Source organism: bacterium, assembly GCA_004322275.1.
Classification (GTDB): Bacteria; Desulfobacterota; Deferrisomatia; order Deferrisomatales; family BM512; genus SCTA01.
In genome coordinates this window covers 14,529-40,880 of sequence record SCTA01000013.1, presented here as the reverse complement: position 1 = coordinate 40,880, position 26,352 = coordinate 14,529, and the positions used below count along the sequence as shown (strand labels likewise).

Genomic DNA, 26,352 nt, shown 5'->3' with positions numbered 1-26,352 from the left:
AGCCGGCAAACTGCACAAGGAAAGGCAAAAAGATGAAAAAGATAATCCATGCGTTAACGGTACTGGCAATGGCTTTCGCCTTCGCCGTCCCCCAAGCGAAAGCTGCAATGCACGACTCGATGGGCTCGATGGGCGGGATGGAGATGTCCGGCTCCTCGATGGGGGCCGGTCAGAAAATGAAATACGAGCGCCACGGCGTGAAGGTGCGCGAGACCGCCATCGACGGCTACAAGGTCGAGTACTATCTTCTCACCAAAGCCGATGTCCTGAAGATCATGCCCGGCACAGGAATCACCACCTCCCACCACCTGATGGTTTTCCTCGCGAAGCCGGACGGCATGGAAGTGACCGAGGCCAAGGCGGGCTTTCTCGTTTTCGGTCCCGGCAACGCCGAGCAAAAATCGATGGGCATGGCGATGCTGGGCGGCTTCGGGGGCGACGTGGACTTCTCGAAGCCCGGAAGCTATAAAATCACGGCAAAAGTTCAGGCCGGGGACAAGACAGTCGTGGACGAGTTCAAATACGAAGTCAAGTGATTACAGTGTCATTATAAGCCGAAGCGGCGGGTGCGCTCAGGGCGGCCCGCCGCTTTTTTGTGTTCGTCAAACGGCGTATTGACAAGGTTTTACGGCGAATTACCTTACCGTTAAGGTCCTCTTTGTTCGAGACAATGATGAAATTTTGTGCAGCCTTTCGGGGATTCACGCTTGGTGCCGACTTGCGGGGTTTTGCACAGGGTTTTCCACAACCTATCCCGCACACTTGTGGAAAGGTTCGGGGAGATCTTCCGTAAGCGCTCTGGATACCTGGATTTTATGGAGGTGAGAGGTGTCCGGTATCTTCGCCGCGCGGACGTGCTTTGACGAAATATTTAAGTCCGACAAGGCTTTTTTTATTGCGTCCGGTTCGCCGAGGGAGACGAAGGGGAGGCGGGCCGCTTCGGGGAAGCCGGAGGCGGCGCAGTTGAACCTCGTCTTCTCCCAGTTGACGGCTCCCGCGAGCTTTCGGGTGACGATGTCGGCGTAGCCCAGGCCCGTGGCGTTGCCGCCGCTTCCGGCGGTAAGCTCCAGCGCTATTACACGGCCGATTTCCGGCAGCGTCCCCGAGCCGGGGAACCTGCGCGACATGCCTATTACGTTAAGGTCCATCCCGGTTCCCGAGATATCCTTTCCCATCCGCTCGACGACAAGAATATCCAGTTTTTCCCAGGGAAGGCGGGGATACAGTTCCCACGCCCGGTTCAGAAGGAGCGATTCCTCTTCGAGCCAGTTTTGGGGGGCGACGAGTTCAATATGGGCCGTCTCGCCGTAGGGATTTTCGAGGATGGCGATTCCGAAAAGCACTTTTTCCGCTTCGATGAGCACTTGAAGCGCTTCGGGAATGGCGGTGGCGAGCCCCGCACGGTGCATGAGCGCGGCGCTTCTGGATTTTCCCAGCCCCACGGCGAGCAGCTTGGCGGGACCCGATTCGAGCCTGCCCCGAAAGGCGGTGTGGGGCTTTATCCTGTTTATGGGGACAATCGCGTCGGCTTCAAAGGCGTTTTTGTCGATGAAGACCTCGACGCCGGAGCGGGTCTTTCCCGCGCTTACCACCTCCGAGGTGGCGATGACCGGCGCTTTTACCGTTTCTTCGGTGATTCCGAGGCTCGCCAGCGTCTTTAGCTGACCCTCTGGGGTCTCCCCGCCGTGGCTGCCCATGGCGGGGACAACGAAGGGGTCGTACCCACCCGCCTTTAGCGCGCCGACGAGGGAGGCGGTCATTTCTCCGATGGCTGTTATCCCCCTGCTGCCGACCGCCACGGCTATCCTCCCGGGGGGGGGGAGGCGTCTTAAATTTGTGAATTTTCCCGCAAGAACGGCGACTTTTTCGCCTGGATTCGCCTCTTTCGGCCTTGGGAAGGTTGCTTCGACATCAAAAAATTCAAACACCTTTTTGCATCCTTGCTCATGTTCACAAGCTCTGGTAGCCTTCATCCCCCATGCGAAACTTTAAGATTTTTTTCTACTCTATTTGCCTCTTTCTTGCAATCCCGTGCAGCGCGGCCCAGTTCCGCGAGGTGCAATTTCCGCCTCTGAATCAGGCCGAGCGGGATTTTATCGAGGCAAGGTCCCTCGGGGCGGACTCCGCCGGGAAGGGGGTGGAGATCTTCTCCCGTCTCCTGCTGAGTCCCGACCTTCCCGCCGACGCGGTGCGCATATCCCTTGCCGGGCTCTTGCCGCCCGAGCAGGCGAGACCGCACCTGGAGGCGATTACCGGACTCAAGCCGGAAAGCCCCTTTCTGCCGGAAGCCCTCGACCTTCTCGCGAAACAGGCGGAGGCGAGGGGGGATTTCGCGGGAGAGACGAACTTCCTCGACAGGCTCCAGAATTCCCTCACCGAAGAGATACCCAGGGCCGGGGCGCTGCTTAGACTCGCTTCGGCTCAGAAACTCGCGGGGATGGACAAGGAGGCCGCCGCCACGGCCACGCGCCTCTACGTTGATTTCGCCCATACCGGCGCGGCCGACGCGGCGGCGAAATACATCGCGGACAAGGACGCCGACCCCGACAAGCCCCTCACCGACCAGCAGCTTTTGACCAGGGGCAAGAACCTTCTCGAAAAGGGGAGCAGGGAAAAGGGCGTCGCGGTCTTTAAAGCCCTCCTCGCGAGGCTTAAGAAGGACTCCCCCCTCCAAAACGAGGTAAATCTCTCACTCGGCAAAGCGCTCTACTACCTGCGCCGCTACGAGGAGGCGCTTACCCCGCTGAAAACGGCGGCGAAATCAAAGAGTGACCCGATTGAGCAGGACGCCCGCTTCCACCACGCCCGCTCCCTCTTCGGCCTCGACAGGGGCAACGAGGGCGCCGCCGACCTTCTGGCTCTCGCCAAAAAATACTCCGGAAACTCCAAGGCCCCCGTCTGGCTTTTCCAGTCTTACCGGGTCTTCGAGGGAAGGCAGATGGCGAAGGAAGCGAAGGAAGCCCGCGACCTCCTGATGAAGAAATACCCCGCCTCCGCCGAGGCGGTGGACACCCGCTTCGGCGACGGCTTCACCGCCTTCAAGGCGGGCAAGTACGCCGACGCCGCGAAGGTCTTTGAATCTTCCGTGAAGGGAATAGCCAAGGGTTGGCAGCAGGCGAGGGGGCTCTACTGGGCCTTTAGGGCTTTAGAGAAGGCGCAGAAGCAGGAGGAGGCGAAGAAGGTCCGCGAAACGCTCCTCTCAAAGTACCCGATGGGCTACTACTCGATTCTTTCCGCCTCCGGCGACGGCAAAATTCTTCCCGTTGCGGACCCGAGGGGCAAGGGCTCCATGACCGTTACCCCGCCCTCGCCCCCGGCGGAACTCATCGTCCCCGAGGGAGAGTTTGAAAAGCCGCTGGCTTACCTGCGCATCGGTTTTTACGAGGCCGCGAGGCGCGAGCTCGAAAGGCTCGACCCCAAGGGTTCTTCCGCCCTGTGGATGCGCTATTTCGCGGAGGATTTTTCCGGGGCTGCGAAAGCCGCCGGGGGAAGCTGGTACGACTGGAACGAGACTACGCCGGGGAAGGGAATCTCCGACGCCTACCGCTTCGCCTACTGCCTCGCATACCCCTACTCGGTGAACGCCGCGGCGATGGAGGCGGATATCCACCCGCACCTTCTCCTCGCTGTGATGAAGACCGAATCCAATTTCGACAAGGACGCCTATTCGCTGTGGGAGGCGAGGGGGCTGATGCAGTTCATCCCCTCCACGGCGGGCAGGATTGCCGGAGAGCTGGGGATAAAGGATTTCAGCCAGGAAACGCTTTTCGACCCCTCGACCGCCCTCCGCATAGGCGCTAAATACCTTCGGAACCTCCTCGATCTCTACGGGGGCGACGTGGCCAGCGCCGCAGCCGCTTACAACGCGGGGGAAAGCTCGGTCACCGCCTGGCGCGAGAAGTGGAAGGGGGCCGACGCGGATCTTTTCGTCGAGTCGATTCCCTACATAGAGACGAGACTCTACGTAAAGAAGGTCATAACCGCGCTGGACGCCTACGGGAGGCTGGAGGGCGGAGGGCTTGTGCTTTCTTCCACATTAACCCCTTGACAGCCACTTCCGACTTGTTTTAAAGCAATACTATAAAATTTTAATTTTAAGTAAAACGTTTTCGGCGGGACCTCTTTGCGCCGAAACCTCGCTGACGGAGAGTGAGAATTGTACGAGATTCTGAGGAAAGAGAAACTTGGCCCGGCGGTATTCCGCATGGACATACTCGCCCCCGCCGTCGCCAAAAAACACAAGGCGGGTAACTTCATCATGCTTCGCATCGACGAAAACGGAGAGCGCATCCCCCTCACCGTCGCCGACAAGAACGTAGACACCGGCGCGGTGACCCTGGTCTTCCAGGTAATGGGCAAGACCACGGCCAGACTCGCGGAAATGAATCCCGGCGATGCTCTCCTCGATTTCGTCGGTCCCCTCGGGAAACCGGCCCACGTCCAGAGCCTGCCCGGCGCGGTGGTCTGCATCGGCGGCGGTATAGGCGTCGCTCCCGTACACCCCATCGCCTGCGCCCACAAGGCGGCGGGTAACCGCGTCATCTCGATAATGGGCGCGAGAAGTAAAGAGCTTCTCATCATGGAAGCCGAAATGGCGAAGGCCAGCGACGAGCTGATCATCACCACCGACGACGGCTCCTACGGCAAGAAGGGGTTCGTCACCCAGGCTCTTGAAGAGGTAATCCTTCGCGAGGGCAAGGAGAACATCTCCCTCACCGTGGCCATCGGCCCCGTTCCGATGATGCGCTTTTGCTGCAAGGTCACCGAGAAGTACGAGGTGAAGACCGAAGTGAGCCTGAACCCCATAATGGTGGACGCCACCGGCATGTGCGGGGCGTGCAGGGTCACGGTGGGCGGCGAGACCAAGTTCGCCTGCGTGGACGGCCCCGAGTTCGACGGCCACAAGGTCAACTTCGACGAGCTGACAAAGAGGCTCGCCATGTACAAGTCGCACGAAGCCGTCTCGATGGAAAAACATCTTCACGAACATCACGGGGGGAAGCGCTGCTGGGAGTAATCCCGCGCCTTTCGCCCGATAAGATACGGAGACATAAAAAATGGCCCCAAAGGAAAAGATTTTGCGCCAGCCCATGCCCGAGCAGGAGCCGAAGGTAAGAGCCCGCAATTTTGAAGAGGTTCCCTTCGGTTATTCAAAAGAGACGGCGATGAAGGAAGCCTCCCGCTGCCTTCAGTGCAAAAAGCCCAAGTGCAGGGAAGGGTGCCCCGTCGAGGTGCTCATCCCCGATTTCATCGGCAAGATAGCCGAGGGCGATTTCGCCGCCGCCGCCAGGATTTTGAAGGACAAAAACAGCCTTCCCGCCGTCTGCGGCCGCGTCTGCCCGCAGGAATCCCAGTGCGAGGTGAAGTGCGTCGTCGGCAAAAAGGAAGAGCCGGTGGCGATAGGCCGCCTCGAACGCTTCGCCGCCGACTGGGAGCGCAACGAGGGCGGGGTGACGATACCCCCCATAGCCGCGAAGACCGGCAAGAAGGTAGCCGTAATCGGCGCGGGCCCCGCGGGGCTCACCGTAGCGGGCGACCTCATCAAGAAAGGCCACGAGGTCACCGTCTTCGAGGCGCTCCACAAGCCCGGCGGCGTCCTCATCTACGGCATACCGGAATTTCGCCTCCCGAAGGCGATAGTCCAGGCCGAGGTGGATTACCTCTCCTCACTGGGCGTCCGGTTCGTTATGAACTCCGTCATCGGCAAGATCCGCTCGGTCCACGAGCTGATGGAGGAGGACGGCTACGACGCCGTTTTCGTCGGCTCCGGCGCGGGACTTCCCAACTTCATGAAGATACCCGGCGAGAACCTCAACGGCGTTTACTCCGCCAACGAATACCTCACCCGCAACAACCTCATGAAAGCCTACCTCTTCCCCGGCCATGACACCCCGATAGCCAGAGGCAAGAGGGTCGCGGTGCTGGGCGGCGGCAACGTCGCGATGGACGCCGCGAGGACGGCCCTTCGCCTCGGCGCGGACGCCTCGATGATAGTCTACCGGCGCAGCCACGACGAGATGCCCGCCCGCGCCGAGGAATCGCATCACGCCGAAGAGGAGGGGGTAATCTTTCACCTCCTCACCAACCCCGTCGAGCTTGTCGGCGACGAAGACGGCAAGGTGCGCGCCATGAAGTGCGTCAAGATGCGCCTCGGCGAGCCCGACGCCTCCGGCCGCAGGAAGCCCGAAGTCATCCCCGGCTCCGAGTTCGAGCTTGAGGTCGATACCGTAGTCGTAGCCATCGGCAATTCGCCCAATCCGCTCATCCCCGCCACCACGTCGGAGATACACACCTCCAAGTGGGGGACGATAATCGCCGACGAGGCCACCGGCAAGACCACTATGGAAGGCGTCTACGCTGGCGGCGACGTCGTCACCGGCGCGGCCACCGTCATCCTCGCGATGGGCGCGGGGAGAAAAGCCGCCGACGCGATAGACAAGTACCTGAAAGGGGCCTGAGGGTAGGGTGCGTTAGGCGCAAGCCGTAACGCACCGAGACGGCTGGCGTCATTCCCGCGAAGGCGAGATCCAGAGGCTAGCAGTTTTCTTAAGTTTCGATGATTGCCGAAGGGCGGGACCGTAAAAGGTTCCGCCCTTTTTTTGCGGCAGCATTACGGAAAGCCAGTTACCTGATTTTACTGCGGTTTTGGTGTGCGGAATGGCCGCTCAAACTGGCCGGGAAGGATTTTTTATTTTTAAATTATAAAACGCAACATCATGTAAGATAAAAAATATGTTGTAATGAACATGTTTTGGTATTAATAAGCATTATAAGTATTTGTACGTGTGATATTTCACTTATAGAATCATAAAAAGCCCTGAAGCTTGATACCTTAGGGAAGCGCTTTCAAGCGCAACAAGGGAGATTATGGCTATGGAACTACAGGCGATCTTAAATCAAGTCACCTCGTTCTCTTCCGGTATAGCGGAACAGCTCACGAAAATGGCCATGGCTATGGCCGCCGTAGGCGTGTTGTCCATGGCCCTGATCCAGACGGCCAAAGATATCCTGCCGTTGCGAAGGATTTTCCAGACATGGAAGGTAAGGGAGTGGCTCGGAAATGAAACCGGGCCTTACCGGCTGGAACTCGAATTGTTCAGATCAAACGCAACGCAGTCGAAGGATTCGCTCAGGGGTGACAACTTCTTGAAAATAGCCGAGAAGGATCTGCTTAAACTTTCCACGGCGGGCGATCCCATGGCGCTTTACTCGCTTCCCATCGAGCAATTGTGCGGACAACTGAACGCCGCCGCTCAGGTTGTCCTGGACTATCCGTGGGAGTACCCCGAATTGCTGGGGTGCCTGTCCACCCACGCGAGGATAGACGATATGAGGCTGTTGTGGAGACAACCATCGCCGGATAATCCTAAACCGACACAGGAACAGGTTGATGCCCGCACCAGAGTAGCCCATCAGGTTCAGAGATCCATCGATGGACTCCAGATAGCCGCGTCTTCCCAATGGCAATATGGTTTGCAGGTCTCTTCATTCGTCATCAGCTTCCTGATCTGCTACATAGGTATATTGTCCGTGAACGGAAATAATAATCTGGCAACTGCAGTTGTCTTCGGACTTGCCGGAGGTTTTTTTGCCCCTGTGGCTCGCGACCTGCTGGCCTCCCTCCAGCAAATGCGCAAATCCTGATCACGGCCCCATGAGTACGTATACACTTAGCGTTAGAACCGAGATTTCCGGCGGGGACGTCGCGGATGGCGTGAAGTGCTCCTGGAAAGAACCTTCGTGGTCCAAGGCCGTGGTCCTCGTTCACGGGTTCAATGTAAGCCAGACAGAAGCAGTGGACTCTTATAGGGACTTTCTCTCAAACACGCCCCTTGAGGCCTCTGAAACACTGCTTGGGCCAGTATTTATGTGCTTTTGGCCTGGGGACGAGCCGCTACCTGTGTTATCGGAATTGTCCTATCCGCTTCAAATTCCCAAAGCAAAAAAATCCGCCCGTAAATTTGCCGAATTCCTGCGTTCGAGACCGACCGCGGCGGGCTGGCCACTGGAAATAGTCCTTATCTGTCATTCCCTGGGATGCCGCCTCGCGCTCGAAATGGTGCGCTGTTTGTCGGAAACGCTTGTGAATGACCGGATTCGCGTAACGCGATTAATTCTGATGGCTGCGGCTGTTCCTCGCGGCCATGTCGATGAGAACAATTCCAGACTGCGCCCTGCTGTGAAGTTGTCGTCGATGTTTAAAAAGCCCAAGACACTCTTTTCCAGCGCCGATGGAGTTCTACATTACGCGTTTCCCATCGGGCAGATTGCTGCTTTCGACACCGGCGGCGAGTTTTGGCCCCGCGCGGTGGGACGTTTCGGCGACCCGAAAAGGATGTGGGATCTAAGCGACATGGGCGTATTCGACTACGCGCACGGCCATTATTGGGGGCATAAAGAAAGCGCTCAGCGCGTGTCGGAATATCTTGGGATACCCATTGGCCGCGAACTGGATGAGGCGAAAACCCCGGAACATCGCGCTCTGTCCGCTACATCCATAGCGTCGCGCACCTTACCGAGCTGGACGTTTGGTTAGCCGGGTAGGTTGGATGGAGCGAAGCGATACCCAACAATAACAATGAAGGATATTTACAACTTGCCGGGCTTCGCCCGCACCCGTGGCACTTTTTTTAAAAAAAAGTGCCCAAAAAATCGGCCCGGGAGGTTCCGCTCGCTCTACGAGCGACCGGTCGCTACGGCGGGGGCGTGAGGGGGCACCCGCTCGCTGCGCTCACTAAGACCCCCCCGCCGCCCTTTCCGCCTCCGCTCCCTGCGTCACCTACGGGCCACGAAGGGGAACGAAAAGAAGGCTCGCACACGAGCAGATATTTTTTAGCTCGTGTGCTCGAAGGTAGTTTGTTGACAGCTATTGAAAAGGGCCGCCTCGGGGAGAGCGGCCCCTTTTTATTAACTGTAAGCCGTGTAGGATGCGTTAGCGTAGCGTAACGCATTAATTTCCGTGCGTTAATCCCAACCGATGCTATCCATGTCACCGCCGTCGCACCATTCGGAGGGATACAACCTTCCTTTATGGATTTTGCGTAACGACCGTAAAAAAGTAGGTCCCGCCCTCGCAATAAGCTCTTCGGTATTGAGTCATCCCCCCTCTTTCAATCGATGCGTTACGCTACGCTAACGCATCCTACCCGGCCTTACCCCAGCGGCCCGAGGAGCAGTAGCAGCGGCAGGGTGAGGATGATTGCCGTGAGCAGCCACCAGTTGGCGTCGGAGCCGCCGCCTTTTTTTGCCCGCATTCCCTTGAAAATGGCCCAGAAAGCCCCCGCCGCCGCGGCGAGCACGACGAAGAGCGCCATGAGCCCGCGCTGGGCGCAGCCGAAGGTCTCCTTCGGTGTGAACCAGAGCGCTTCAAGGGCGAGGGCCGGTATAAAAGGCAAGATGACGTGTCTGGTGAGTCTGCCCATTGATAATCCGGCTTACCCTTCCCCCTGCTGTTTTTTGATCTTCACCTCGACTTCGCGAAGCTGGGAGTTGACCCTGCCCGCGGCCACCGCCATCACTATCGACTGCGCCGCGCCGATCTCCTCAGCCGTGATTCCCTCTTTCCCGGCGACGCCGAGATAGTGCTCCATTCACGGAGTGCAGCCGAAGGCCATCGCGGAGGCGAGGTGGATGAGCACGGTCGTCTTCGGGTCGAGTGTCGTGTTGTTGCGGGAGACGTTGTAGAACTCGGCGAAAGCCTTCTTTTGTGTTTCCGGCAGCATCTGCTTTCCTCCCTGCGTGGCTGGGTGTTTTGATTTAACATCACCTTAGAGCATTGTTTTTCAAAGCGCTAATACTTTTCATTCGCTCAGAGAAACTCTTTGGCTCCTGTTTGCGCCGCGCTTCTTTTGTTATAGTTAAGGGTGACGAAAAAGCTCGACTCTAAAAGGCGGATCAGCAATGGCCAAACAGGTTTCCCCACGCTCGAAAAAGCTCGGACTTCCCCCCGGCACTCTTGTGCATGTGGGCGAGAAGAAGGCCGAGAACGTCTCCGTAACGATCTTCAATTTTGAAGAGAAGTCCTACTCGGAGAGGTGTTTCACCGGCCCGGAACTGCCGGGCGACTTTCCTTCTCCCTCCGGGGTTTCGTGGCTGGATGTCTCGGGCATCCACGAGGTCGAGGTCATAAGGAAGATCGGCGAAAAGCTCTGCGTGCATCCTCTGGTGCTGGAGGATATCGCCAACACCCACCAGCGGCCCAAGGTGGAGTTCCACGGGGATTACCTCTACGCGGTGCTCCGCATGGCCCAGAAACTGCCCGGCAAGGACGAAATCGAGTTCGAGCAGATGAGTCTGCTGCTGGGGCGCGGGTGGCTCGTCACCTTTCAGGAGCGGCCGGGCGACATCTTCGAGCCGGTGCGCGACAGGATACGGCAGGGGCAGGGGAGGGTGAGGCGCGAGGGGGCGGATTTTCTTATGCACATGCTTCTGGACATGATCGTCGACCATTACTTTCTGGTCATAGAGCGCCTTTCCGACGAGATGGAAACGCTGGAGGACGAGCTTTTCAGGAAACCCGACTCAAAGACCCTCGGCGACATACACAGGATACGGAGCGATTCGTCGATGATACGCCGTGCGGCCTGGCCGCTGCGCGAGATGATACAGACCCTCCAGAGGTCGGAGAGCGAACTTGTATCGCAGCGGCTCCACCCGTACCTCACCGACCTTTACGACCATGTGCTCCAGGTGGTGGACACCGTGGAGGTGCAGCGCGAGACCCTCGCGGGTTACGCCGACATCTACCTTTCCAGCCTCTCCATCCGCATGAACGAGATAATGCAGGTGCTGACCATAATCGCCACGATCTTCATCCCTCTGACCTTCATCGTCGGTGTTTACGGTATGAACTTCGAGCATATGCCGGAACTGGAATGGAAGTATGGCTACCCGCTGGTGTGGGTTGTTATGCTCGCGACATCAGTCGGAATGCTGGTTTGGTTCCGCAAAAAGCACTGGTTTTAACGGCGCATCCTCCCGGCGGCGGTTCCCCTTGAGCTTGCGCGGTGTTTGATATATTTTCAGTTTTTGTACCCATTTGGGGCAAAATCCCGTAAATTCAACCCGGCAACGTTTGTTCGCGTTAAACAGTCCCGTAAGTTAAGATAATCCGGCTGTGAGTTCCAGCCGTTCTAAGGAGTTTTTCTGTTGGAGACCTCTGAAAAGCCGAACGTAGTTCTCATATATCCCAAAACCGGCCTCGAACTCGAAACGACCATATCGCCGCCGCACGGAATACTGGCGGTCGCCGCTCCCGTTCAGAAAGCCGGGTACAAGGTAAAGATTCTTGACCAGCGGCTCTACAAGCTGACCGATTCCCTGCTTGAAAACCTCATCTCGCCGGAACTTGTCTGCTTTGGAATCTCCGCGATGACCGGAACCCAGATCAAGATGGCGCTCGGCATCGCCCGCGCGCTACGAAGGCTCACCGGAGGCAAGATTCCGATAGTATGGGGCGGAACCCACCCCTCCGTGATGCCCGAGCAGACGCTGGAGAACGAGAACGTAGATATCGTCGTCGTCGGCGAGGGGGACGAATCCTTCCTCGAACTAGTGAACTCCCTCCGAAACAAGACTCCGTTACGGGAGATCAAGGGGATTTTGTTCGAGGAGGATGGGCAGGTGGTCAACACCGGCGTGCGTCCTCTCCTCGACGTGGAGAAGCTCCTCCCGGTTCCCTGGGACCTTGTGGAGGTGGAAAAATACGTCCACAAGGACAACGACATCTACATCAAGGGTGCCAGAAGGGTCCTCGACCTCGGCCAGACCAGCCGGGGCTGTCCCTTCAAGTGCGGCTTTTGCAGCAGCGCCAGCATACGCGGCAGAAAATGGCGCCCTCTCTCCGCCGAGAGGAGCCTCGAAATTATCACCGAGGGGGTCAAGCGCTTCAACCTCGACGGTTTCTGGCTGCGCGACGACGAGTTCTACATCGACCGCGAGAGGGCGTATAAAATCTGCAGAGGCATCATAGAAGCGGGCCTGAAGACCCAGTTCTACACCGCCGGGACGCGGGTGGACGTTTTCCTGAAATCCACCCACGAGCAGCTCGTCGCGCTACGAGAGGCGGGGGCGGAGACGCTGAAATTCGGCGCGGAATCGGGCTCGCAGCGCATACTCGACCTGATGAACAAGGGAATAAAGGTCGAAGACACCCTCCGTGCGAACAAAATCTGCATGGAATACGGCTTTTTGCCCACCTACACCCTGCTTATCGGCTACCCCACCGAGACCTTTGAAGACATGAACATGACCATCGACATGGCCTACCGTCTCAAAGCCGAAAACCCGCAGGCCCATTTCGAGACCATAGCCTCCTACACCGCCTTCCCCGGCACCCCGGATTTTCAGATAGCGATGGACAACGGCCTCGTCCCCCCCCAATCCCTGGAGGAATGGGCCGACTGGACGCTCGACGACTACGACTTCGAGGGCAGGAAGCTCCCCTGGCTGACGAGGGAGGAGCGCATCTGGGTGGGCAACATCTCCTATATGAGCATTCTCGCCGACTCGATGGACAAGATAGTGATGAGCATGGGAAAGGGGCTTGGCAACAAGCTTCTGATGGCGGCGGCCAGACCCTTCAGCGGCTACTTCCACCTGCGCCTCAAAAACAAGCTCTACAAGCACGTCCCCGAACTCGCCATCATCCGCAAACTACGGAAAAAGATGTTCCAGACCGAGAGCACCGTCACGGGGGATTGAAGAAACATCCAGGGGGGCCCCCACGTCTGGTTCAACAATCTCGATATCCGGCGGGAACTTTCATGCTTTTAGATAAGACTGGAGCGTTAAAGAGTAAAAAACCGCCCGATATCGTCTGGCCGGTCATCGCGGCAAGCTTTGCATTGGGCTTTCTGATTTCCGCTATTATTTTCCCCTCCTGGACCGACAACGTCGAAAGCGCGCAGGTCGTTTCGGGCGCAGTAACTTATCCGCCCGGAAACCCGATGAGCACTTTTCACCTCTCGATCATTTCCTTTCTGGTCGATTCCGCCGCCCTGTTAATGAAGCTGGGGGTTTCGGAATGGCCCCTGTCGGTCTTCTATTCGGGCTTGCAGGGTGGTCTCATGTTCTCCTCTCTGACGGCGCTGACGCTGGTATTCGTCGAAAACGCCGGGCTGGCTCTGCTGGCGCCGGTGCTCATCCTGCGGCTCGGGCTTAACGTCATAGACTTCAACATTGACAACCCTTACGGCTTCTGGCCCCATACTAACCTGCAGGCTTTTCACGGTCACCAATACCCCATCCTGCTTCCTAACCATACGAGCCTTTTCGGCGTTGTGGGGCTCTTCTTCGCTCTTCTGGTTTTTGGCCTTTTCGCCCTCAGAAGGTGGAAGACCGCCGCTTTCCTGGCCGGGATTTTCCCCTGGATCCATTTTTTCATGAGCCTTGCCGTCTTTGCAGGGGCGGGGCTGGCTTTTTGCCTCAAGCCGGATGAATTGAAGGCGCGTAAAAAGGAAGTTTTGAAGTTTTTTTCAGCCGGGACAGCACTGTCGATTGCAGGAATACTTGTCCATAAACTTTTTATCTCACCACCCGTAGACAGCTCAAGAGCGGCCGAATCGGTGCCGATCATAGCCGCTTATAAGAAATCATGGGATTATTTTCAGTATACCGACGCCGCGACAGCCGCCCGCACGCTGGAAATAGATTTTTACATAGTCGCTTTCATCATATTTTTATGGCTGTTTCAGAAAAGCAATTTGTCTGAAGGCGCGAAATTTTTAATAAGAGCGATTGCTGCAATAACCGCCATCGGCGCTACGTTCATGCTATGGACCGTTTTATCGATCGACTCGCAGCCTCTTTTCATTCAGAAATTTATGCCGGCCAGATGGCTCAACCTGAACTCCATGCTTTTCCCGGTCCTGGTGTTCGGTGTTCTAGGCTGCTACGGCATTATAAAAAGAAACCCTCTGGCGCTGATTTTTCTGGCCCTTAATTCATTATTCATCGTTTTTTCGCTGACGGACAGCCTTACCGGCAACATGCATCTTGAACTTCAGGTTTCGGAGCCGACCGGCTGGACAGCCGTTTCAGGATATTTATTTCCGCTCTTCGGGGGCGCTGCAGCTTTGGGAGTAATCTGGTTGCACCCTTTCATGAAAAAAAAGGGGTGGGTAATATCTGAAAATGTCAGATACTTCAAACTCGCCGTGAACGTAGCTTTCGGAGCGCTGATCGTTTTCTGCCTGATCGCGTTCGTTTTCCCCCGCTACAGCAGCGAGAGGGCAAAAGGCCGGGACATCTGGAGCCCCCTTACCGAACACCTTTCAAAGGGAACCGGACTCTTAATCGTCCCCGAGGAGATGTGGCTCAGACCGCAGCTCAGAACGCGCCGGGGAGTTCTTCTGGACACCTGTAATTTAGATATTCTCCCTTACGCTGCCGATGCAGCGCCCGCAGTCGAGAAAATAATGAACAGGGTTTACAGGTCCAGTCTTTTAAAGCCTTACAGAGGCGATTACCTTATAAACACCTACGAGACGTGGGGCGGCCGCTCGACCGAAGAATGGCAGGCTCTTGGAAGAGAGTTTGGAGCAACCAGCGTAATTCCCCCTCTTAATATGAAACTTGCCCTTCCGCTCGAATTTGTTTCACCGATGGGTGTAGTCGTCTACAGGATTCCGCAGCCGTAGGTCTTTTTAAAGTATTTTGTCCTCAGGCGCGTTACCGCTTCGCTGTGCCCGTCCTCCGGCTCTTCTCCCCCGCCAGTTTCCTCAGGACCTTTAAATTCCTCTTGTCCCATATATTGTCTTTTCCCGGCGGGGTTTCCACGATCATCGGGTGGGAGGAAAAGCGCGGGTCGTTGACGAGGTTTTTAAAGCCCGCAAGGCCGATTTCCCCCTTGCCGACGTGCTCGTGGCGGTCTCTGTGCGAGCCGAGAGCGCCCAGCGAGTCGTTGACGTGGAACATCTTCACCCGCCCGAGACCGATTACGCTCTCAAGCTCTTCCATAGTTTTCCGGTAGCTCTCCGGTTCGCGAAGTTCGTAGCCGGCGGCGAAGATGTGACAGGTGTCCACGCAGACGCCGAGCCTTTCGGGTATGGGCGAAGCGGAGATTATGTCGCGAAGGTGGGAAAACTCGCCGCCGACTGAGTTTCCCGCGCCGGAGGTGGTTTCGAGGAGCACCGTCACCCTTTCGCTCTTAGCCATTTCAATTGCGCGGGCGACGTTTTGGGCGATTCTTCGTATCCCCGTCGCGATTCCGTCGCTGCCGTGGCTCCCCGGATGGACCACGAGGTAATGGATGCCGAGTTCTTCGCAGCGCGTCAGGTCGTCGGAGGAGTTTTCGAGGGTTTTGCGGAGTATTTCCGGGTCGCCGGAGGCGAAGTTGAGTAGATAGGAACCGTGCGAGGCCATCGGAGGGCTGCCGCACTCCTCCCAGAGTTCGCGGAACCTCGCGGTTTCCTCCGACGTCAGGGGAGGGGCATCCCAGCGTCGCTGGTTTTTGGTGAAAAGCTGGAGGGAAGAGCCGCCGATATCTTTGTACTCCGTGAAGGCGTTCGTTATTTCCCCCGCTATGGAAACGTGGGCTCCGAAGAGGGGCAAGGTCAGACTCCGATTTTGGGACAGAGCGCGTTTATGGGGCAGACGGGGCATTTCGGCTTTCTGGCGGTGCAGATAGCCCTTCCGTGATGGGTGAGGACGTTGGAAAAGCCGGTCCACCTCTCCTGAGGGAGGAGTTTTACGAGGTCCGCCTCGATCTTGTCGGGGTCTTTGTTGGCGGTAAGCCCCATCCTCGCGGCGAGCCGCGAGACGTGGGTATCGACGAAGAGGGCGGGGACGCCCATCGCGTTTCCGAGCACCAGGTTGGCGGTCTTTCGCCCCACGCCGGGAAGGCGGATAAGCTCGCCGACCGAGCCGGGCACCTTCCCGCCGAAATCCTCGACCAGTTTTTTGCTCATCTCTTTTAACGTCTTCGCCTTCTGGCGGTAAAAACCCGTGGAGTGGACGGCCTCTTCGATTGTCTCCTGCTCGGCCTTCGCAAAGGCTTCGGGGCCGGGGAACCGCTGGAAGAGAGTGCGGGTGACGGCGTTGACCCTCTCGTCGGTACACTGCGCGGCGAGTATGGCGGCGACGAGGAGGGTGAAAGGGGAGTCGAAGAGTAGCGCGGTGGTCGGGGGGTAGAGGGCCGAGAGGATGGAGTCTATTTCGCGTATCCGCGTTTTGTCATCCATTGGCTCCGCCCTCCGGGTGCGAGGGGCTCTTCGCGGCGCGGTGCCAGCCCATCTCGTCGTCCCACTTCCACTCGTGGCGTTTTTGCAGCTTCGCCTGCTGTTTTTTGAGCCTGAAGGCGACGACGCCCTGATAGGTGAGCCAGTAGCCGACGATGGAGAGGGGGACCGCCGCTATGAGACCGCCTATCCACAGGGGGACGGCGATGTCGGCGCAGATGACCCCGAGAAAGCTGGTGACGTACTCGGAAACTCCGGTGAAAGAGGTTGAGGCCTTCAGCCACTCCTGAACGCAGTGGGTTGGGTTGAGATCCCTCCCCATTACGAAGGCTCCGATGACGTAGGTGGTGTAATAGATGGGTATGTCGGTGAGAGGGTTGGTGAACCAGGCCCCGGCCGCCGCCGCGAGCTTGGAGACGCGGAATATGGAAGCCAGAATTATGGAAATGGTCATCTGCAGGGGCACGGGGCTGATGCCTACGGCCAGCCCTATGACCATCCCCAGCCCTATTTCCCTCGGCGTGCCGCGTATGCGCACCGCACGCAGGTAGAAATAGCGATAGATTTTTTTAAGTTTAATGCGTTTGTAGTTCATTCCCGTTTGGCGCCGATGGGTGAGAATAACACTTCAAACTACCATTTTTTTTCAGTCCGAGTCGCCCCAAAAAGGGTTTTAGTCCCGGGAGGCTCCTAAAACCGTTTGAAGCGGTTTGTTATCGGAAACCTTCGGTCCTTTCCGAAAGCCCTCGGCGTTATCTTTACTCCCGGCGGGGCCTGCCTTCGCTTGTACTCGTTGGCGTACAAAAGCGCGGCCACCCGAGCGACCGTCTCCTGCCCGTAGAGGTTCACCGTCCCGGTAAGGTCTCCCTCTTCCTCCACAAGGGTCTTAAGTACAGGGTCGAGCACCTCGTAGGGGGGGAGCGAATCGCTGTCGCGCTGGCCGGGGCGAAGCTCGGCGCTTGGCTCTTTCTCTATGGAGGCCTCGGGAATCCACGGCTTTCCCGCCTCGCCGTTTCTCCAGCAGGAGAGGGCGTAGACGAGGGTTTTTGGCACGTCTTTCAGCAGGCTGAAGCCGCCCGCCATGTCGCCGTAGAGGGTGCAGTACCCCACCGAGGTTTCGCTCTTGTTTCCCGTCGAGAGGAGCAGCCAGCCGTATTTGTTGGAGAGCGCCATCAGGATTATGCCGCGTACTCTGGCCTGCATGTTTTCCTCGACAACTCCCGAGGCGTCGTTATCGAGATGAGGGGTGAGGCTTTCGAGAAAGGCCGAAAAGGGCTTTTCGATGGGGATTGTCCTGAATTCGATGCCGAGGTTGCGGGCAAGCTCCTCGCTGTCGCTCTTGCTCCCCTCGCTGGAGTAGCGCGAAGGCATGGTGACCCCGACGACGTTCTTCGCGCCGAGGGCGTCCACCGCAATCGAAGCGGTGAGGGCGGAATCGACACCGCCGGAGAGACCCAGAAGCGCCTTCTTGAAGCCGTTCTTGGTTGCGTAGTCCCTGCAGCCGAGGACCAGCGCCCGGTATATCTCCTCCTCTTCGCAGGGGGGCGTAAAGTCGCGCAGCGGTAGGGGAGGCTTGTCCGTAAGCCGGTAATCCGGCAGGGAAATCACCTCCAGCTCGCTCTTTTGTTCCGTGCGCATGGCCACCCTCCGGCGCGGGTCTTTCAGCCGGTGAAGGTCCACGGTCTCGGGGTTCACGTCGGCGACCACAAAATCCTGCTCGAAGGGAAGCCCCCTCGCGATCATCTCACCGCCGGGGGCGTAGACGCCGCTCTGGCCGTCGAAGACTATCTCGTCCTGCCCGCCGACCATGTTGCAGAAGGCGAGGTAGACGCCGTTGTCGGAGGCCCTTGTGGAGAGCATCCTCTCGCGAAGGCCGGTCTTGCCGACGTTGTAGGGGGAAGCCGAAAGGTTGATGATGAGGTGCGCGCCTCCCCAGAGGGCCTGCTCACGGGCGGGCCCGGAGGGGTACCAGATATCCTCGCAGATGGTAACCCCTACGACCGCGCCGTTTATATTCAGAATTACCGGCCTGGCCCCCTCCTGAAAATAGCGGTTTTCGTCGAAGACGCCGTAATTCGGGAGGATGGATTTTTTGACTATGCCGACCTGCTCGCCGTCGCAGAAGACGGCGGCGGCGTTGTAGAGGTCGTCGTTATGGTAGGGAAAGCCGACTATCGCGATGATGCCCTTCGTCCCCGCGGCGATATCGGCCAGCGCCTTTTTGTTGGCCTTCAGGAAGGAGGGAGTGAAGAGGAGGTCTTCCGGCGGATAGCCGCAAAGAGCGCACTCCGGCGATACGTAAATGTCGGCGCCCATCTTTTTGGCGTGGCGTATGCCCTCGGCGATGAGCTCGCCGTTTTCGCTCACCGCGCCCACAGTCGGGTTCATCTGGTGCAAAAAGAGCCTAAGCATATGGACTCCGCCTCTTGCAGTGGTTAGAATCTAAAGCCGTTGAGTCAGCCTTTTTTAATTGTACCCCTATTAGCCTAGGGCATGGCCGGTACAATGGCAATGGTAAACGCTGTTTATAAGGTTTCCACGGGTGGTTTGAGATGATCAGGAAATTTTTTGCGCTTTTTGCCCTGACGCTTCTTCTGCCGGTTTTGGCCGCTTGGGCGCAGGACAATCCGAGGGAGACGCCGGTCGTGCGGGCGGTCAAGAAAGCCGTGCCCTCGGTAGTGGGCATCTCGGCCGAGATCGAGACGGGAGGCTCGCCCTTCACAGGAATCGACCCCTTCTTCGACCGATTCTTCCGGGATTTTTTCGGCGATTTCCCCGCCGAGAGAGGGAGGAGCGAGGCGAGCCTCGGCTCCGGCGTCCTTATCGACAACAAGGGCCACATCCTCACCAACGAGCACGTAATCCACGGCGCGACGAAGATAACCGTAAATTTCACCGGAGGAGAGTCGGCCCCGGCGACCCTCGTCGGCGCGGATTCCGCCACCGATCTCGCCGTGCTGCGCGTCGAGCCAAAAAAATGGATGCGCCCGGTAGAACTCGGCAGAAGCTCCGACCTCATGATCGGGGAGACCGTCATAGCCATCGGCAACCCCTTCGGCCTCGCCCATACCGTCACCACCGGTGTCGTAAGCGCCGTCGGCCGCACCGTTCAGGGGGGCGACAAACGCACCTACACCGATTTCATCCAGACCGACGCCTCCATCAACCCCGGCAACTCCGGCGGCCCGCTCCTCAACATAATGGGCGATCTCGTCGGCATCAACGCCGCCATCTACCAGAGCGCCGAGGGGATAGGCTTCGCCATTCCCGTGGACAAGGCCAAAAGAATCTACTCCGACCTCATTAATTACGGCGAGGTCCACCGGGCGTGGCTGGGGGTACAGGTGCAGGAGGTGGACGATTCTCTCGCGGACTACTTCAAGATGAAGTCTCCCTACGGCGTGGTGGTGAAGAGGGTCTTCGAGGATGGCCCCGCGCAGCAGGCGGGGATACGGAGCGGCGACGTTATTCTGGCGATCGACGGCAAGAAGATAGAGGGCAGGGGGGATTACTCCGGAAGGCTCGCGGGCTACACCGCCGAATCCGACATGGCGCTGTCCGTCCTGACCAAGGGAAGCGAGCGGGTGGTAATGGTCCATACTCGCCAAATGCCCGAAGAGTTCGCCAAAAACCTCGCCCGAACCTGGCTGGGGATAAAGGCGGTGAAGAACACCGATCGGCTGGTCGACCGCTTCGGGCTGGCCACCAAAAAGGGAATGGTGATTCTCGAAGTCTCGAAGAAAAGCACCGCCGAAGAGGCGGGGTTCGAGCCCGGAGACGTCATACACTCGATAAACGACACGCCGGTGGAGGATGAGGAGGCGTTCCGGGAGGCGATATTGTCGGCGAGTCTGAGGGAGACGGTGGTGATGGTGATTCAGAGGGGAAGACGAGGATACCACGTAACTTTGAATCCCTGAGAGGACGGCTTCCTCTTTCGGCGAAGGGCTGCGTCGTTTCTCGGGCGCGGGTCTTGGCGTAGTCACGCTACTGCCTGCGACCGCGCGCCCTGCGGACTCCTTGCCCTTCATCCGAAATAGAAAGCCGAATTTTAAAGAAAAGACCTTGCCTGACGAAAAAATCCAAAGCCGTATTTTGAAAGCGGGATTCTCGCCGGGAACGGAAAACCGCGCCGGGGAACAAATTTCGTCATTCTCGCCCGAAGGGCGGGAATCCAGCGACTTTTAATCGCTTCGGGTTCAATTCCCCGCCGCTTGCGGCGAGTAATCAAGGGTTTTGAATTACCAGATACCCCGCTGCTTGCGGCGGGGTAGTTCATTGGTGGTCGGATTGAGGAACGAAAATCCGACACAACATATTGTTTCTGTTGGATTTTCGCTATGCTCAATCCAACCCTGCGCAACTAAATGGAAGGGAAAATTCATGGCGACTTTCGGCGATTCCTACTGCGGCATCTACTGCGGGGCGTGCTCGATTCTGGTTCACAGCCGGACAGGCCGGAGCGACAGGTTTATAGACTGCTGCCCGAAGCTGCCCGAGGGGGAACTTGCCTGCGGAGGCTGCAAGTCCGATACCGTTTACACAGCCTGCCGGGGTTGCCCGCTTCGGAACTGCTCTGTGGGCAAAGGGATAGAGCACTGCGTAGACTGCACCGATTATCCTTGCAAGGATTACAAAGCATGGAGTTCAGCCAGTAGGCTTCTCTCTCATATAAAGGAAGCTCCCGGGAGTCTCGAAGCGATCAAACGCGGCGGAACCGATGGCTGGGCGGAGGCGCAAATAAAGCGCTGGTCCTGCTCCGACTGCGGCACCCCGTTCTCATGGTACGCCAAAGTGTGCTCCAAATGCGGCCGTAGTTTATCAGCCCAGGCGCATGCCCTGTCGGGCCTGAAAAAGCTGGTATGCCGGATCGTTCTCCCGCTGGCGTACAAACGAGCAAAACGTAAAATCAGCGGGGGCTGAGGCTGGCCGGTTGTATTTTTTAGCGAGACTAGCGTTTTTTACTATTGCTAAAGTAGTTGCGAGGTGATAGCCTCGGACCCACGAATCGTGACAAAGTAGGACTATTTTCTCAAGTACATTTTTCTCCGGAGGATTCGACTATGGGCAGAAGCAAGATAACCGTCGTCGGCGGCGGCTTCGTAGGGGCCACCGCGGCCCACTGGGCGGCGGCAAAGGAACTTGGCGACGTCGTACTGATCGACATCGTGGAAGGGATGCCCCAGGGCAAGGGACTGGACCTTTTCCAGGCTTCCCCCGTCGAGGGTTTCAACTCGAAGGTCATCGGCACCAACAACTACGCCGATACCAAGGGCTCCGACGTGGTCATCATCACCGCCGGCATCCCCCGCAAGCCCGGCATGACCCGCGACGACCTTCTCAGCACCAACTACAAGATCGTCTCCAGCGTCACCGCGGAGATTGCGAAATACTCTCCCGACGCCGTGATAATCGTCGTATCCAACCCCCTCGACGCGATGGCCTACGCTGCCTTGAAAGTCTCCGGCTTTCCGAAAAATCGCGTCGTAGGCATGGCCGGGGTGCTCGACACCGCCCGCTTCCGCGCCTTCATCTCTATGGAGACCGGCGTCAGCGTCGAAGACATCCAGGCCTTCGTGCTCGGCGGCCACGGCGATACGATGGTCCCGCTCGTCCGCTACTGCAGCGTCGGCGGCATTCCGCTTTCAAAGATGCTTCCCGCCGACCGCGTCGAGGCCCTCGTCGAGCGCACCCGTAACGGCGGCGCGGAGATAGTCAACCTCCTGAAGACCGGAAGCGCCTTCTTCGCCCCCTCCGCCGCCGCGGTGCAGATGGCCGAGGCCGTCGTACGCGACCAGAAGCGCATCCTCCCCTGCGCGGCCTACCTCGAAGGCGAGTACGGCTACAACGGAATCTACCTCGGCGTGCCTTGCCTCCTCGGAGCGGGCGGCGTCGAGAGAGTCATCGAGATCGACCTCGATCCCGCCGAGAAAAGCGCCCTGGACAAGAGCGCCGAGGCGGTGCGCGAACTCGTGGTAAAACTGCCCTCCTGAACCTGACTTAAGTCTGCAGGGAGAAGTGATGAGGAAGGTTGAAGTGCGCCTCATAACCGAGGCGATAAAACATATGGCCATAGAGTCCAACGTCGAGCTTGGCAAGGACGTTCTGGACGCTTTCGAGAGGTTCTCGAAGAGCGAAAAGAGCGAGACGGGACGCGCCACGCTGGACCAGTTCGTGAAGAACGCCGAAATAGCCCGGCGGGACCGAATGCCGCTCTGCCAGGATACCGGCTTCGCCGTGATTTTTCTGGAGCTGGGGCAGGAAGTCTCCCTCGTTGGAGGTGGCCTCGAAGAGGCGGTCAACGAGGGCGTCCGGCAGGGCTACGCCGAAGGATACCTCAGAAAATCCATCGTCAAGGACCCTCTCCGCAGGGTCAACACCGGCGACAACACCCCAGCCGTCATCCACACCCGCATCGTCCCCGGCGACAGGGTGAATATAACCTTCGCCGCCAAGGGCGGCGGAAGCGAGAACATGAGCGGCATAGCCATGCTCCGCCCCGCCGACGGCGTAGAAGGGGTGAAGAAGTTCGTCATAGAGCGGGTGGACAAGGCCGGTCCCAACCCCTGTCCGCCCACGATAGTGGGCGTAGGCATCGGCGGCACCTTCGAGGTGGCGGCGCTTCTCTCCAAAAAGGCGCTCCTCCGTCCCCTCGGCGAGCGCCACCCCGACCCCTTCTACGCGAAGCTCGAAGAGGACCTCCTCTACGACATCAACCGCCTCGGCATCGGCCCGATGGGGCTCGGCGGCTCCACCACCAGCCTCGACGTGCACGTAGAATACTACCCCTGCCACATAGCCAGCCTCCCCGTTGCCGTAAACATCCAGTGCCACTCCTCGCGGCACCTTCACGCGGAAATATAGGAGGCGAGCCGATGAGTTCCGAGCCAAGACGCCTCAGCACGCCCCTTTCCGCCGCCGACGTGGATTCGCTTCGTAGCGGCGATCAGGTGCTCCTCAGCGGAGTCCTCTACACCGCCCGCGACGCAGCCCACGCGAGGCTGGTCGAGCTGATTAAAAAGGGGGAAACCCTCCCCTTCGACCCGGCGGGGCAGGTAATTTATTTCGTAGGGCCGACGCCTCCGCCCCCCGGCAAGGTCATCGGCTCCTGCGGCCCCACCACCAGCTACCGGATGGACCCCTACAGCCCCTACCTGATTGAAAAGGGACTTCGCGGGATGATAGGCAAGGGAAAGCGCTCTCCTGAAGTCGTGGACGCGATGAAGACCCACGGCGCGGTGTACTTCGGAGCCACCGGCGGGGCGGGGGCCCTCATAGCCGGGTGCGTGAAGGAATCCGAAATCGTCGCCTACGAGGACCTCGGCCCGGAGGCCATCCGCCGCCTCGTCGTGAAAGACTTTCCTTTAGTGGTTATTATAGACAGGTACGGGGACGATCTCTATCAGCGCGGACGGGCGCAGTACGAAGAAAAGGATTAGGAGAATTCAATGCTCTTGAAGCTAGACCCTTCCAAGATCAGATGCGAAGAGATTCGCGACATAGAGACCATAGCCGCCGACAGCGTCTACAAGTGCTACCAGTGCGGCAAGTGCTCCGCCGCCTGTCCCGCCGCGCCCGAGATGGACATGCTCCCCAACCAGGTCATCCGCTACCTCCAGCTCGGCATGTACGAGAAGATTCTTGAGTCCAACACCCCCTGGGTCTGCGCCTCCTGCCTCCAGTGCATGACCGTCTGCCCGAAGGGGGTAGACCTCGCGAAGATAATGGAGGCGGTGCGCACCGTTCACCTCCGCCGGGGCGAGAACAAGCTGAACATAAACAAACTCGACGAAGAATACAAAGCCCGGGCTCCGCAGATCGCCATGATCGCCGGCCTGCGCAAATTCCAGTCGCTGAGCTAGGTCATCTACATGAAATTCAAATACTTTCCGGGCTGCACCCTTTACACCAAGGGCAAGGATTTCGACGACTCCGGCAGGGCCGCGGCAGAAAAGCTGGGGTTTAGCCTCGAAGAGCTCGACGAGTGGACCTGCTGCGGGGCGACCTTTCCCCTTGCCGCCGACAACAACATGGCCCTCCTCTCCCCCTCAAGGGCTCTTTGCAACACCCTCAAGGCTGGAGAGGATAGGCTCGTCACCCTCTGCGCGGTCTGCCACAACGTCCTCAAGCGCACCAACCACGTTTTGAAGACGGACGAGGCCAGAAGAAACACCGTCGTCTCCTTCCTCGAAGAGAGCTACGACCCTAAGGTGGAGGTCACTCACTACCTCGAAGTGCTGCGCGACATCATCGGCTTTGAAAAGGTCGCGGAAAAGGTCGAAAAACCCCTCGCCGGACTGAGGATTGCACCCTTTTACGGCTGCCTGCTCCTTCGCCCCGCGGCGGAGATGGGAATGGACGACCCCGACAGGCCGACGATCTTCGAGGGGCTGATAAAGGCCCTCGGCGCGGAGGTCGTGGATTACCCGCTCAAGGCCGAGTGCTGCGGCGCCTTTCAGGTGCTGAACTCCGAGGCGACGGCGACCCGCTGCTCCGCCGAGATACTGGAATCGGCGAGAAAGAACGGGGCCGACCTGATAATCACCGCCTGCCCACTCTGCCAGTTCAACCTCGAAGACAGGCAAAAGGAGATCGCCGAAACGGCGGCCGCCTTCAAGCCCCTGCCGGTCCTCTACTTCACCGAGCTTCTGATGCTGGCGCTCGGCGGCGGCAAGGAAGCCATCTCGAAGGACCGCCACTGCGTCGATCCCTTCCCGGCGCTTCGCGCGCGCGGCCTTCTGGAGTAACCGGCGTGGCGTTGACTCCGGAAAAACCAAGGGTTCTCGTCATCGGCGGGGGGATAACCGGCATCACCGCCGCCCTCGACCTCGCCGAGGCGGGGAACGAGGTAGTGATGGTCGAGCGCCTTCCCTCCGTCGGCGGGAGGATGCTCCAGCTCTCCGAGACCTTTCCCACCCTCGACTGCGCCCAGTGTACTCTGACGCCCAGAACCGTCGAGACCGGGCAGCACCCGAACATCAGGCTTCTCGCCTACTCCGAGGTCGTCGGCCTCGAAGGCGAGGCGGGGAACTTCAAGGTAAAGATTCGCCGCATCCCCTCCTACGTGGACTTCAAGAAGTGCACCGGCTGCGGCGCGTGCCAGGAAGCCTGCCCGAAGAAGGTGAAGACCAACCCTTTCGAGCGCGGCGTCGGCGTCAAGAAGGCGATCTACACCCTTTCCCCACAGGCGATACCCAACAAGCCGGTAATAGACGCCGAAAACTGCCGCTTCCTCACCTCCGGCAAGTGCGGAGTCTGCAAGAAGATATGCCCCGTCGGCGCAATCGACTACGAGATGAAGGAATCCTTCGTCGAAGAGGAGGTTTCGGCGGTCATCGTCGCCACCGGTTTCGATCTTTACCCTATGAGCGCCCTCCCCGAGTACGGTTACGGCGAGATACCCGACGTAATCGACGGGCTCGCGATGGAGCGCATGTGCTCCGCCTCGGGTCCCACCGGCGGCGAGGTGAGAAGACCCTCCGACGGAAAGGTCCCCGAGTCGGTGGTCTTCATCCAGTGCGTCGGCTCCCGCGACCCGGCCCACCACAAGCCTTATTGCTCGCGCGTTTGCTGCATGTACACCGGCAAGCACGCACGCCTCTACAAGCACAAGGTCCACCACGGCAAGGCCTTTGTCCTCTTCATGGACGTCCGCGCCACCGGCAAGGGCTACGAGGAGTTCATCCAGCAGTCGGTCGAGGAGGAAGGTCTGGTCTACCTGCGCGGCAGGGTGAGCAGGCTCTACCGCGACGGTGAGCAGATAGTGGTCGAGGGCGTGGATACGCTGCTCGGAAAGGCCGTCGAAATTCGCGCCGACATGGTCGTGCTCGCCACCGCGATAGTCCCCGGCCCCGGCCAGGAAGAGCTTGCGAAAACGCTCGGCATCGAAACCGACCAGAGCGGTTTTCTGAAGGAATCCCACTACAAGACGGGCTCGATGGACACCGCGAAGGAAGGGATCTTCATCGCGGGCTGCGCGCAGGGCCCCCGGGACATAGCGGACTCCTCGGCCCACGGCTCCGCCGCCGCTTCAAGGGTTCAGGCTCTTTTGGCGAGATCCGGGAGGCTTTTTAAAAACGTCGAGAGAAGCCCGGGTTTCAAGGAGACGCGGAGCGAGAAGCGAGACATAACAAGTGGTTAGGCGAGCGACGAGCGAGCACGCGACGCAGAAAAC

General features: G+C 58.7%; 23 protein-coding genes. 17 read left to right on the top strand and 6 right to left on the bottom strand.

Annotated features, from left to right (window positions below; all coding sequences use genetic code 11):
- The first annotated feature begins 32 nt into the window (after positions 1-32).
- On the top strand, positions 33-536 hold the full coding sequence (locus tag EPN96_03650) for a hypothetical protein (protein ID TAL17861.1): 504 nt from the start codon (positions 33-35) through the stop codon (positions 534-536).
- Positions 537-749: 213 nt separating this feature from the next.
- Here the strand turns inward: EPN96_03650 and EPN96_03645 are convergent, their stop codons facing one another.
- Positions 750-1,973 carry a DUF2088 domain-containing protein gene (locus tag EPN96_03645; GenBank protein ID TAL17860.1) on the bottom strand — a complete coding sequence of 408 codons (1,224 nt, stop codon included), beginning with the start codon at positions 1,971-1,973 and terminating at the stop codon, positions 750-752.
- Positions 1,974-1,978: 5 nt separating this feature from the next.
- Here EPN96_03645 and EPN96_03640 point away from each other — a divergent pair, with 5 nt between their 5' ends.
- From EPN96_03640 to EPN96_03620, 5 genes are all read left to right on the top strand, one after another.
- Positions 1,979-4,048, top strand: a complete 2,070-nt coding sequence (locus tag EPN96_03640; GenBank protein ID TAL17859.1) for a hypothetical protein — start codon at positions 1,979-1,981, stop codon at positions 4,046-4,048.
- Between the two features lie 108 nt (positions 4,049-4,156).
- Positions 4,157-5,017, top strand: a complete 861-nt coding sequence (locus EPN96_03635; protein ID TAL17858.1) for a sulfide/dihydroorotate dehydrogenase-like FAD/NAD-binding protein — start codon at positions 4,157-4,159, stop codon at positions 5,015-5,017.
- A gap of 40 nt (positions 5,018-5,057) precedes the next feature.
- Positions 5,058-6,458, top strand: coding sequence for an NADPH-dependent glutamate synthase (gltA, locus tag EPN96_03630; GenBank protein TAL17857.1), 1,401 nt, complete (start codon positions 5,058-5,060; stop codon positions 6,456-6,458).
- Positions 6,459-6,873: 415 nt separating this feature from the next.
- A complete protein-coding gene (locus EPN96_03625) occupies positions 6,874-7,644 on the top strand; it encodes a hypothetical protein (protein ID TAL17856.1) in 771 nt (256 codons plus the stop codon).
- Between the two features lie 10 nt (positions 7,645-7,654).
- Positions 7,655-8,536 carry an alpha/beta hydrolase gene (locus tag EPN96_03620; GenBank protein TAL17855.1) on the top strand — a complete coding sequence of 294 codons (882 nt, stop codon included), beginning with the start codon at positions 7,655-7,657 and terminating at the stop codon, positions 8,534-8,536.
- Between the two features lie 616 nt (positions 8,537-9,152).
- Here EPN96_03620 and EPN96_03615 read toward each other — a convergent pair.
- The gene (locus tag EPN96_03615) at positions 9,153-9,422 is read right to left on the bottom strand and encodes a hypothetical protein (protein ID TAL17854.1); all 270 of its coding nucleotides are present in this window, start codon (positions 9,420-9,422) and stop codon (positions 9,153-9,155) included.
- A 478-nt stretch (positions 9,423-9,900) separates the two neighbouring features.
- Here EPN96_03615 and corA point away from each other — a divergent pair, with 478 nt between their 5' ends.
- From corA to EPN96_03600, 3 genes are all read left to right on the top strand, one after another.
- On the top strand, positions 9,901-10,965 hold the full coding sequence (corA, locus tag EPN96_03610) for a magnesium/cobalt transporter CorA (GenBank protein TAL17853.1): 1,065 nt from the start codon (positions 9,901-9,903) through the stop codon (positions 10,963-10,965).
- 183 nt (positions 10,966-11,148) lie between these two features.
- On the top strand, positions 11,149-12,702 hold the full coding sequence (locus tag EPN96_03605) for a B12-binding domain-containing radical SAM protein (protein ID TAL17852.1): 1,554 nt from the start codon (positions 11,149-11,151) through the stop codon (positions 12,700-12,702).
- A gap of 365 nt (positions 12,703-13,067) precedes the next feature.
- The gene (locus tag EPN96_03600; GenBank protein ID TAL17851.1) at positions 13,068-14,639 is read left to right on the top strand and encodes a hypothetical protein; all 1,572 of its coding nucleotides are present in this window, start codon (positions 13,068-13,070) and stop codon (positions 14,637-14,639) included.
- Positions 14,640-14,670: 31 nt separating this feature from the next.
- Here EPN96_03600 and EPN96_03595 read toward each other — a convergent pair whose 3' ends face one another.
- The 4 genes from EPN96_03595 to EPN96_03580 form a co-directional block, all read right to left on the bottom strand.
- Positions 14,671-15,552, bottom strand: coding sequence for a deoxyribonuclease IV (locus EPN96_03595; protein TAL17850.1), 882 nt, complete (start codon positions 15,550-15,552; stop codon positions 14,671-14,673).
- A 2-nt stretch (positions 15,553-15,554) separates the two neighbouring features.
- The gene (gene nth / locus EPN96_03590; GenBank protein TAL17849.1) at positions 15,555-16,181 is read right to left on the bottom strand and encodes an endonuclease III; all 627 of its coding nucleotides are present in this window, start codon (positions 16,179-16,181) and stop codon (positions 15,555-15,557) included.
- Entirely contained in the window at positions 16,174-16,773 is a 600-nt protein-coding gene (locus EPN96_03585) for a DUF2062 domain-containing protein (GenBank protein TAL17848.1), read from the bottom strand. Before EPN96_03585 ends, nth begins: the two co-directional genes overlap by 8 nt.
- Before the next feature lie 95 nt (positions 16,774-16,868).
- Positions 16,869-18,590, bottom strand: coding sequence for an NAD+ synthase (locus tag EPN96_03580; GenBank protein ID TAL17847.1), 1,722 nt, complete (start codon positions 18,588-18,590; stop codon positions 16,869-16,871).
- A gap of 140 nt (positions 18,591-18,730) precedes the next feature.
- On the opposite strand from EPN96_03580, the gene EPN96_03575 reads away from it, so the two are divergent.
- The 8 genes from EPN96_03575 (at position 18,731) to EPN96_03540 (ending at position 26,319) form a co-directional block, all read left to right on the top strand.
- Positions 18,731-20,098 (top strand): PDZ domain-containing protein, encoded by a 1,368-nt coding sequence (locus EPN96_03575; GenBank protein TAL17846.1) that lies wholly within the window; start codon positions 18,731-18,733, stop codon positions 20,096-20,098.
- 463 nt (positions 20,099-20,561) lie between these two features.
- The gene (locus EPN96_03570; protein ID TAL17845.1) at positions 20,562-21,101 is read left to right on the top strand and encodes a DUF3795 domain-containing protein; all 540 of its coding nucleotides are present in this window, start codon (positions 20,562-20,564) and stop codon (positions 21,099-21,101) included.
- Between the two features lie 140 nt (positions 21,102-21,241).
- Positions 21,242-22,171: a malate dehydrogenase gene (gene mdh, locus EPN96_03565; GenBank protein ID TAL17844.1), complete on the top strand. Its 930-nt coding sequence runs from the start codon at positions 21,242-21,244 to the stop codon at positions 22,169-22,171.
- 28 nt (positions 22,172-22,199) lie between these two features.
- On the top strand, positions 22,200-23,042 hold the full coding sequence (locus tag EPN96_03560; GenBank protein TAL17843.1) for a fumarate hydratase: 843 nt from the start codon (positions 22,200-22,202) through the stop codon (positions 23,040-23,042).
- Between the two features lie 11 nt (positions 23,043-23,053).
- Positions 23,054-23,617 (top strand): Fe-S-containing hydro-lyase, encoded by a 564-nt coding sequence (locus EPN96_03555; GenBank protein TAL17842.1) that lies wholly within the window; start codon positions 23,054-23,056, stop codon positions 23,615-23,617.
- Between the two features lie 9 nt (positions 23,618-23,626).
- Positions 23,627-24,040 (top strand): 4Fe-4S dicluster domain-containing protein, encoded by a 414-nt coding sequence (locus EPN96_03550; GenBank protein ID TAL17841.1) that lies wholly within the window; start codon positions 23,627-23,629, stop codon positions 24,038-24,040.
- Positions 24,041-24,049: 9 nt separating this feature from the next.
- Positions 24,050-24,925, top strand: a complete 876-nt coding sequence (locus EPN96_03545) for a disulfide reductase (GenBank protein ID TAL17840.1) — start codon at positions 24,050-24,052, stop codon at positions 24,923-24,925.
- Positions 24,619-26,319: an FAD-dependent oxidoreductase gene (locus EPN96_03540; GenBank protein TAL17839.1), complete on the top strand. Its 1,701-nt coding sequence runs from the start codon at positions 24,619-24,621 to the stop codon at positions 26,317-26,319. Before EPN96_03545 ends, EPN96_03540 begins: the two co-directional genes overlap by 307 nt.
- Positions 26,320-26,352: the final 33 nt, after the last annotated feature.

Coding starts and splice junctions, on each gene's coding strand:
- EPN96_03650 (TAL17861.1), top strand. CDS start 33: ATGAAAAAGATAATCCATGCGTTAACGGTACTGGCAATGGCTTTCGCC.
- EPN96_03645 (TAL17860.1), bottom strand. CDS start 1,973: ATGAAGGCTACCAGAGCTTGTGAACATGAGCAAGGATGCAAAAAGGTG.
- EPN96_03640 (TAL17859.1), top strand. CDS start 1,979: ATGCGAAACTTTAAGATTTTTTTCTACTCTATTTGCCTCTTTCTTGCA.
- gltA (TAL17857.1), top strand. CDS start 5,058: ATGGCCCCAAAGGAAAAGATTTTGCGCCAGCCCATGCCCGAGCAGGAG.
- EPN96_03625 (TAL17856.1), top strand. CDS start 6,874: ATGGAACTACAGGCGATCTTAAATCAAGTCACCTCGTTCTCTTCCGGT.
- EPN96_03620 (TAL17855.1), top strand. CDS start 7,655: ATGAGTACGTATACACTTAGCGTTAGAACCGAGATTTCCGGCGGGGAC.
- EPN96_03615 (TAL17854.1), bottom strand. CDS start 9,422: ATGGGCAGACTCACCAGACACGTCATCTTGCCTTTTATACCGGCCCTC.
- corA (TAL17853.1), top strand. CDS start 9,901: ATGGCCAAACAGGTTTCCCCACGCTCGAAAAAGCTCGGACTTCCCCCC.
- EPN96_03600 (TAL17851.1), top strand. CDS start 13,068: ATGTTCTCCTCTCTGACGGCGCTGACGCTGGTATTCGTCGAAAACGCC.
- nth (TAL17849.1), bottom strand. CDS start 16,181: ATGGATGACAAAACGCGGATACGCGAAATAGACTCCATCCTCTCGGCC.
- EPN96_03585 (TAL17848.1), bottom strand. CDS start 16,773: ATGAACTACAAACGCATTAAACTTAAAAAAATCTATCGCTATTTCTAC.
- EPN96_03580 (TAL17847.1), bottom strand. CDS start 18,590: ATGCTTAGGCTCTTTTTGCACCAGATGAACCCGACTGTGGGCGCGGTG.
- EPN96_03575 (TAL17846.1), top strand. CDS start 18,731: ATGATCAGGAAATTTTTTGCGCTTTTTGCCCTGACGCTTCTTCTGCCG.
- EPN96_03570 (TAL17845.1), top strand. CDS start 20,562: ATGGCGACTTTCGGCGATTCCTACTGCGGCATCTACTGCGGGGCGTGC.
- mdh (TAL17844.1), top strand. CDS start 21,242: ATGGGCAGAAGCAAGATAACCGTCGTCGGCGGCGGCTTCGTAGGGGCC.
- EPN96_03560 (TAL17843.1), top strand. CDS start 22,200: ATGAGGAAGGTTGAAGTGCGCCTCATAACCGAGGCGATAAAACATATG.
- EPN96_03555 (TAL17842.1), top strand. CDS start 23,054: ATGAGTTCCGAGCCAAGACGCCTCAGCACGCCCCTTTCCGCCGCCGAC.
- EPN96_03550 (TAL17841.1), top strand. CDS start 23,627: ATGCTCTTGAAGCTAGACCCTTCCAAGATCAGATGCGAAGAGATTCGC.
- EPN96_03545 (TAL17840.1), top strand. CDS start 24,050: ATGAAATTCAAATACTTTCCGGGCTGCACCCTTTACACCAAGGGCAAG.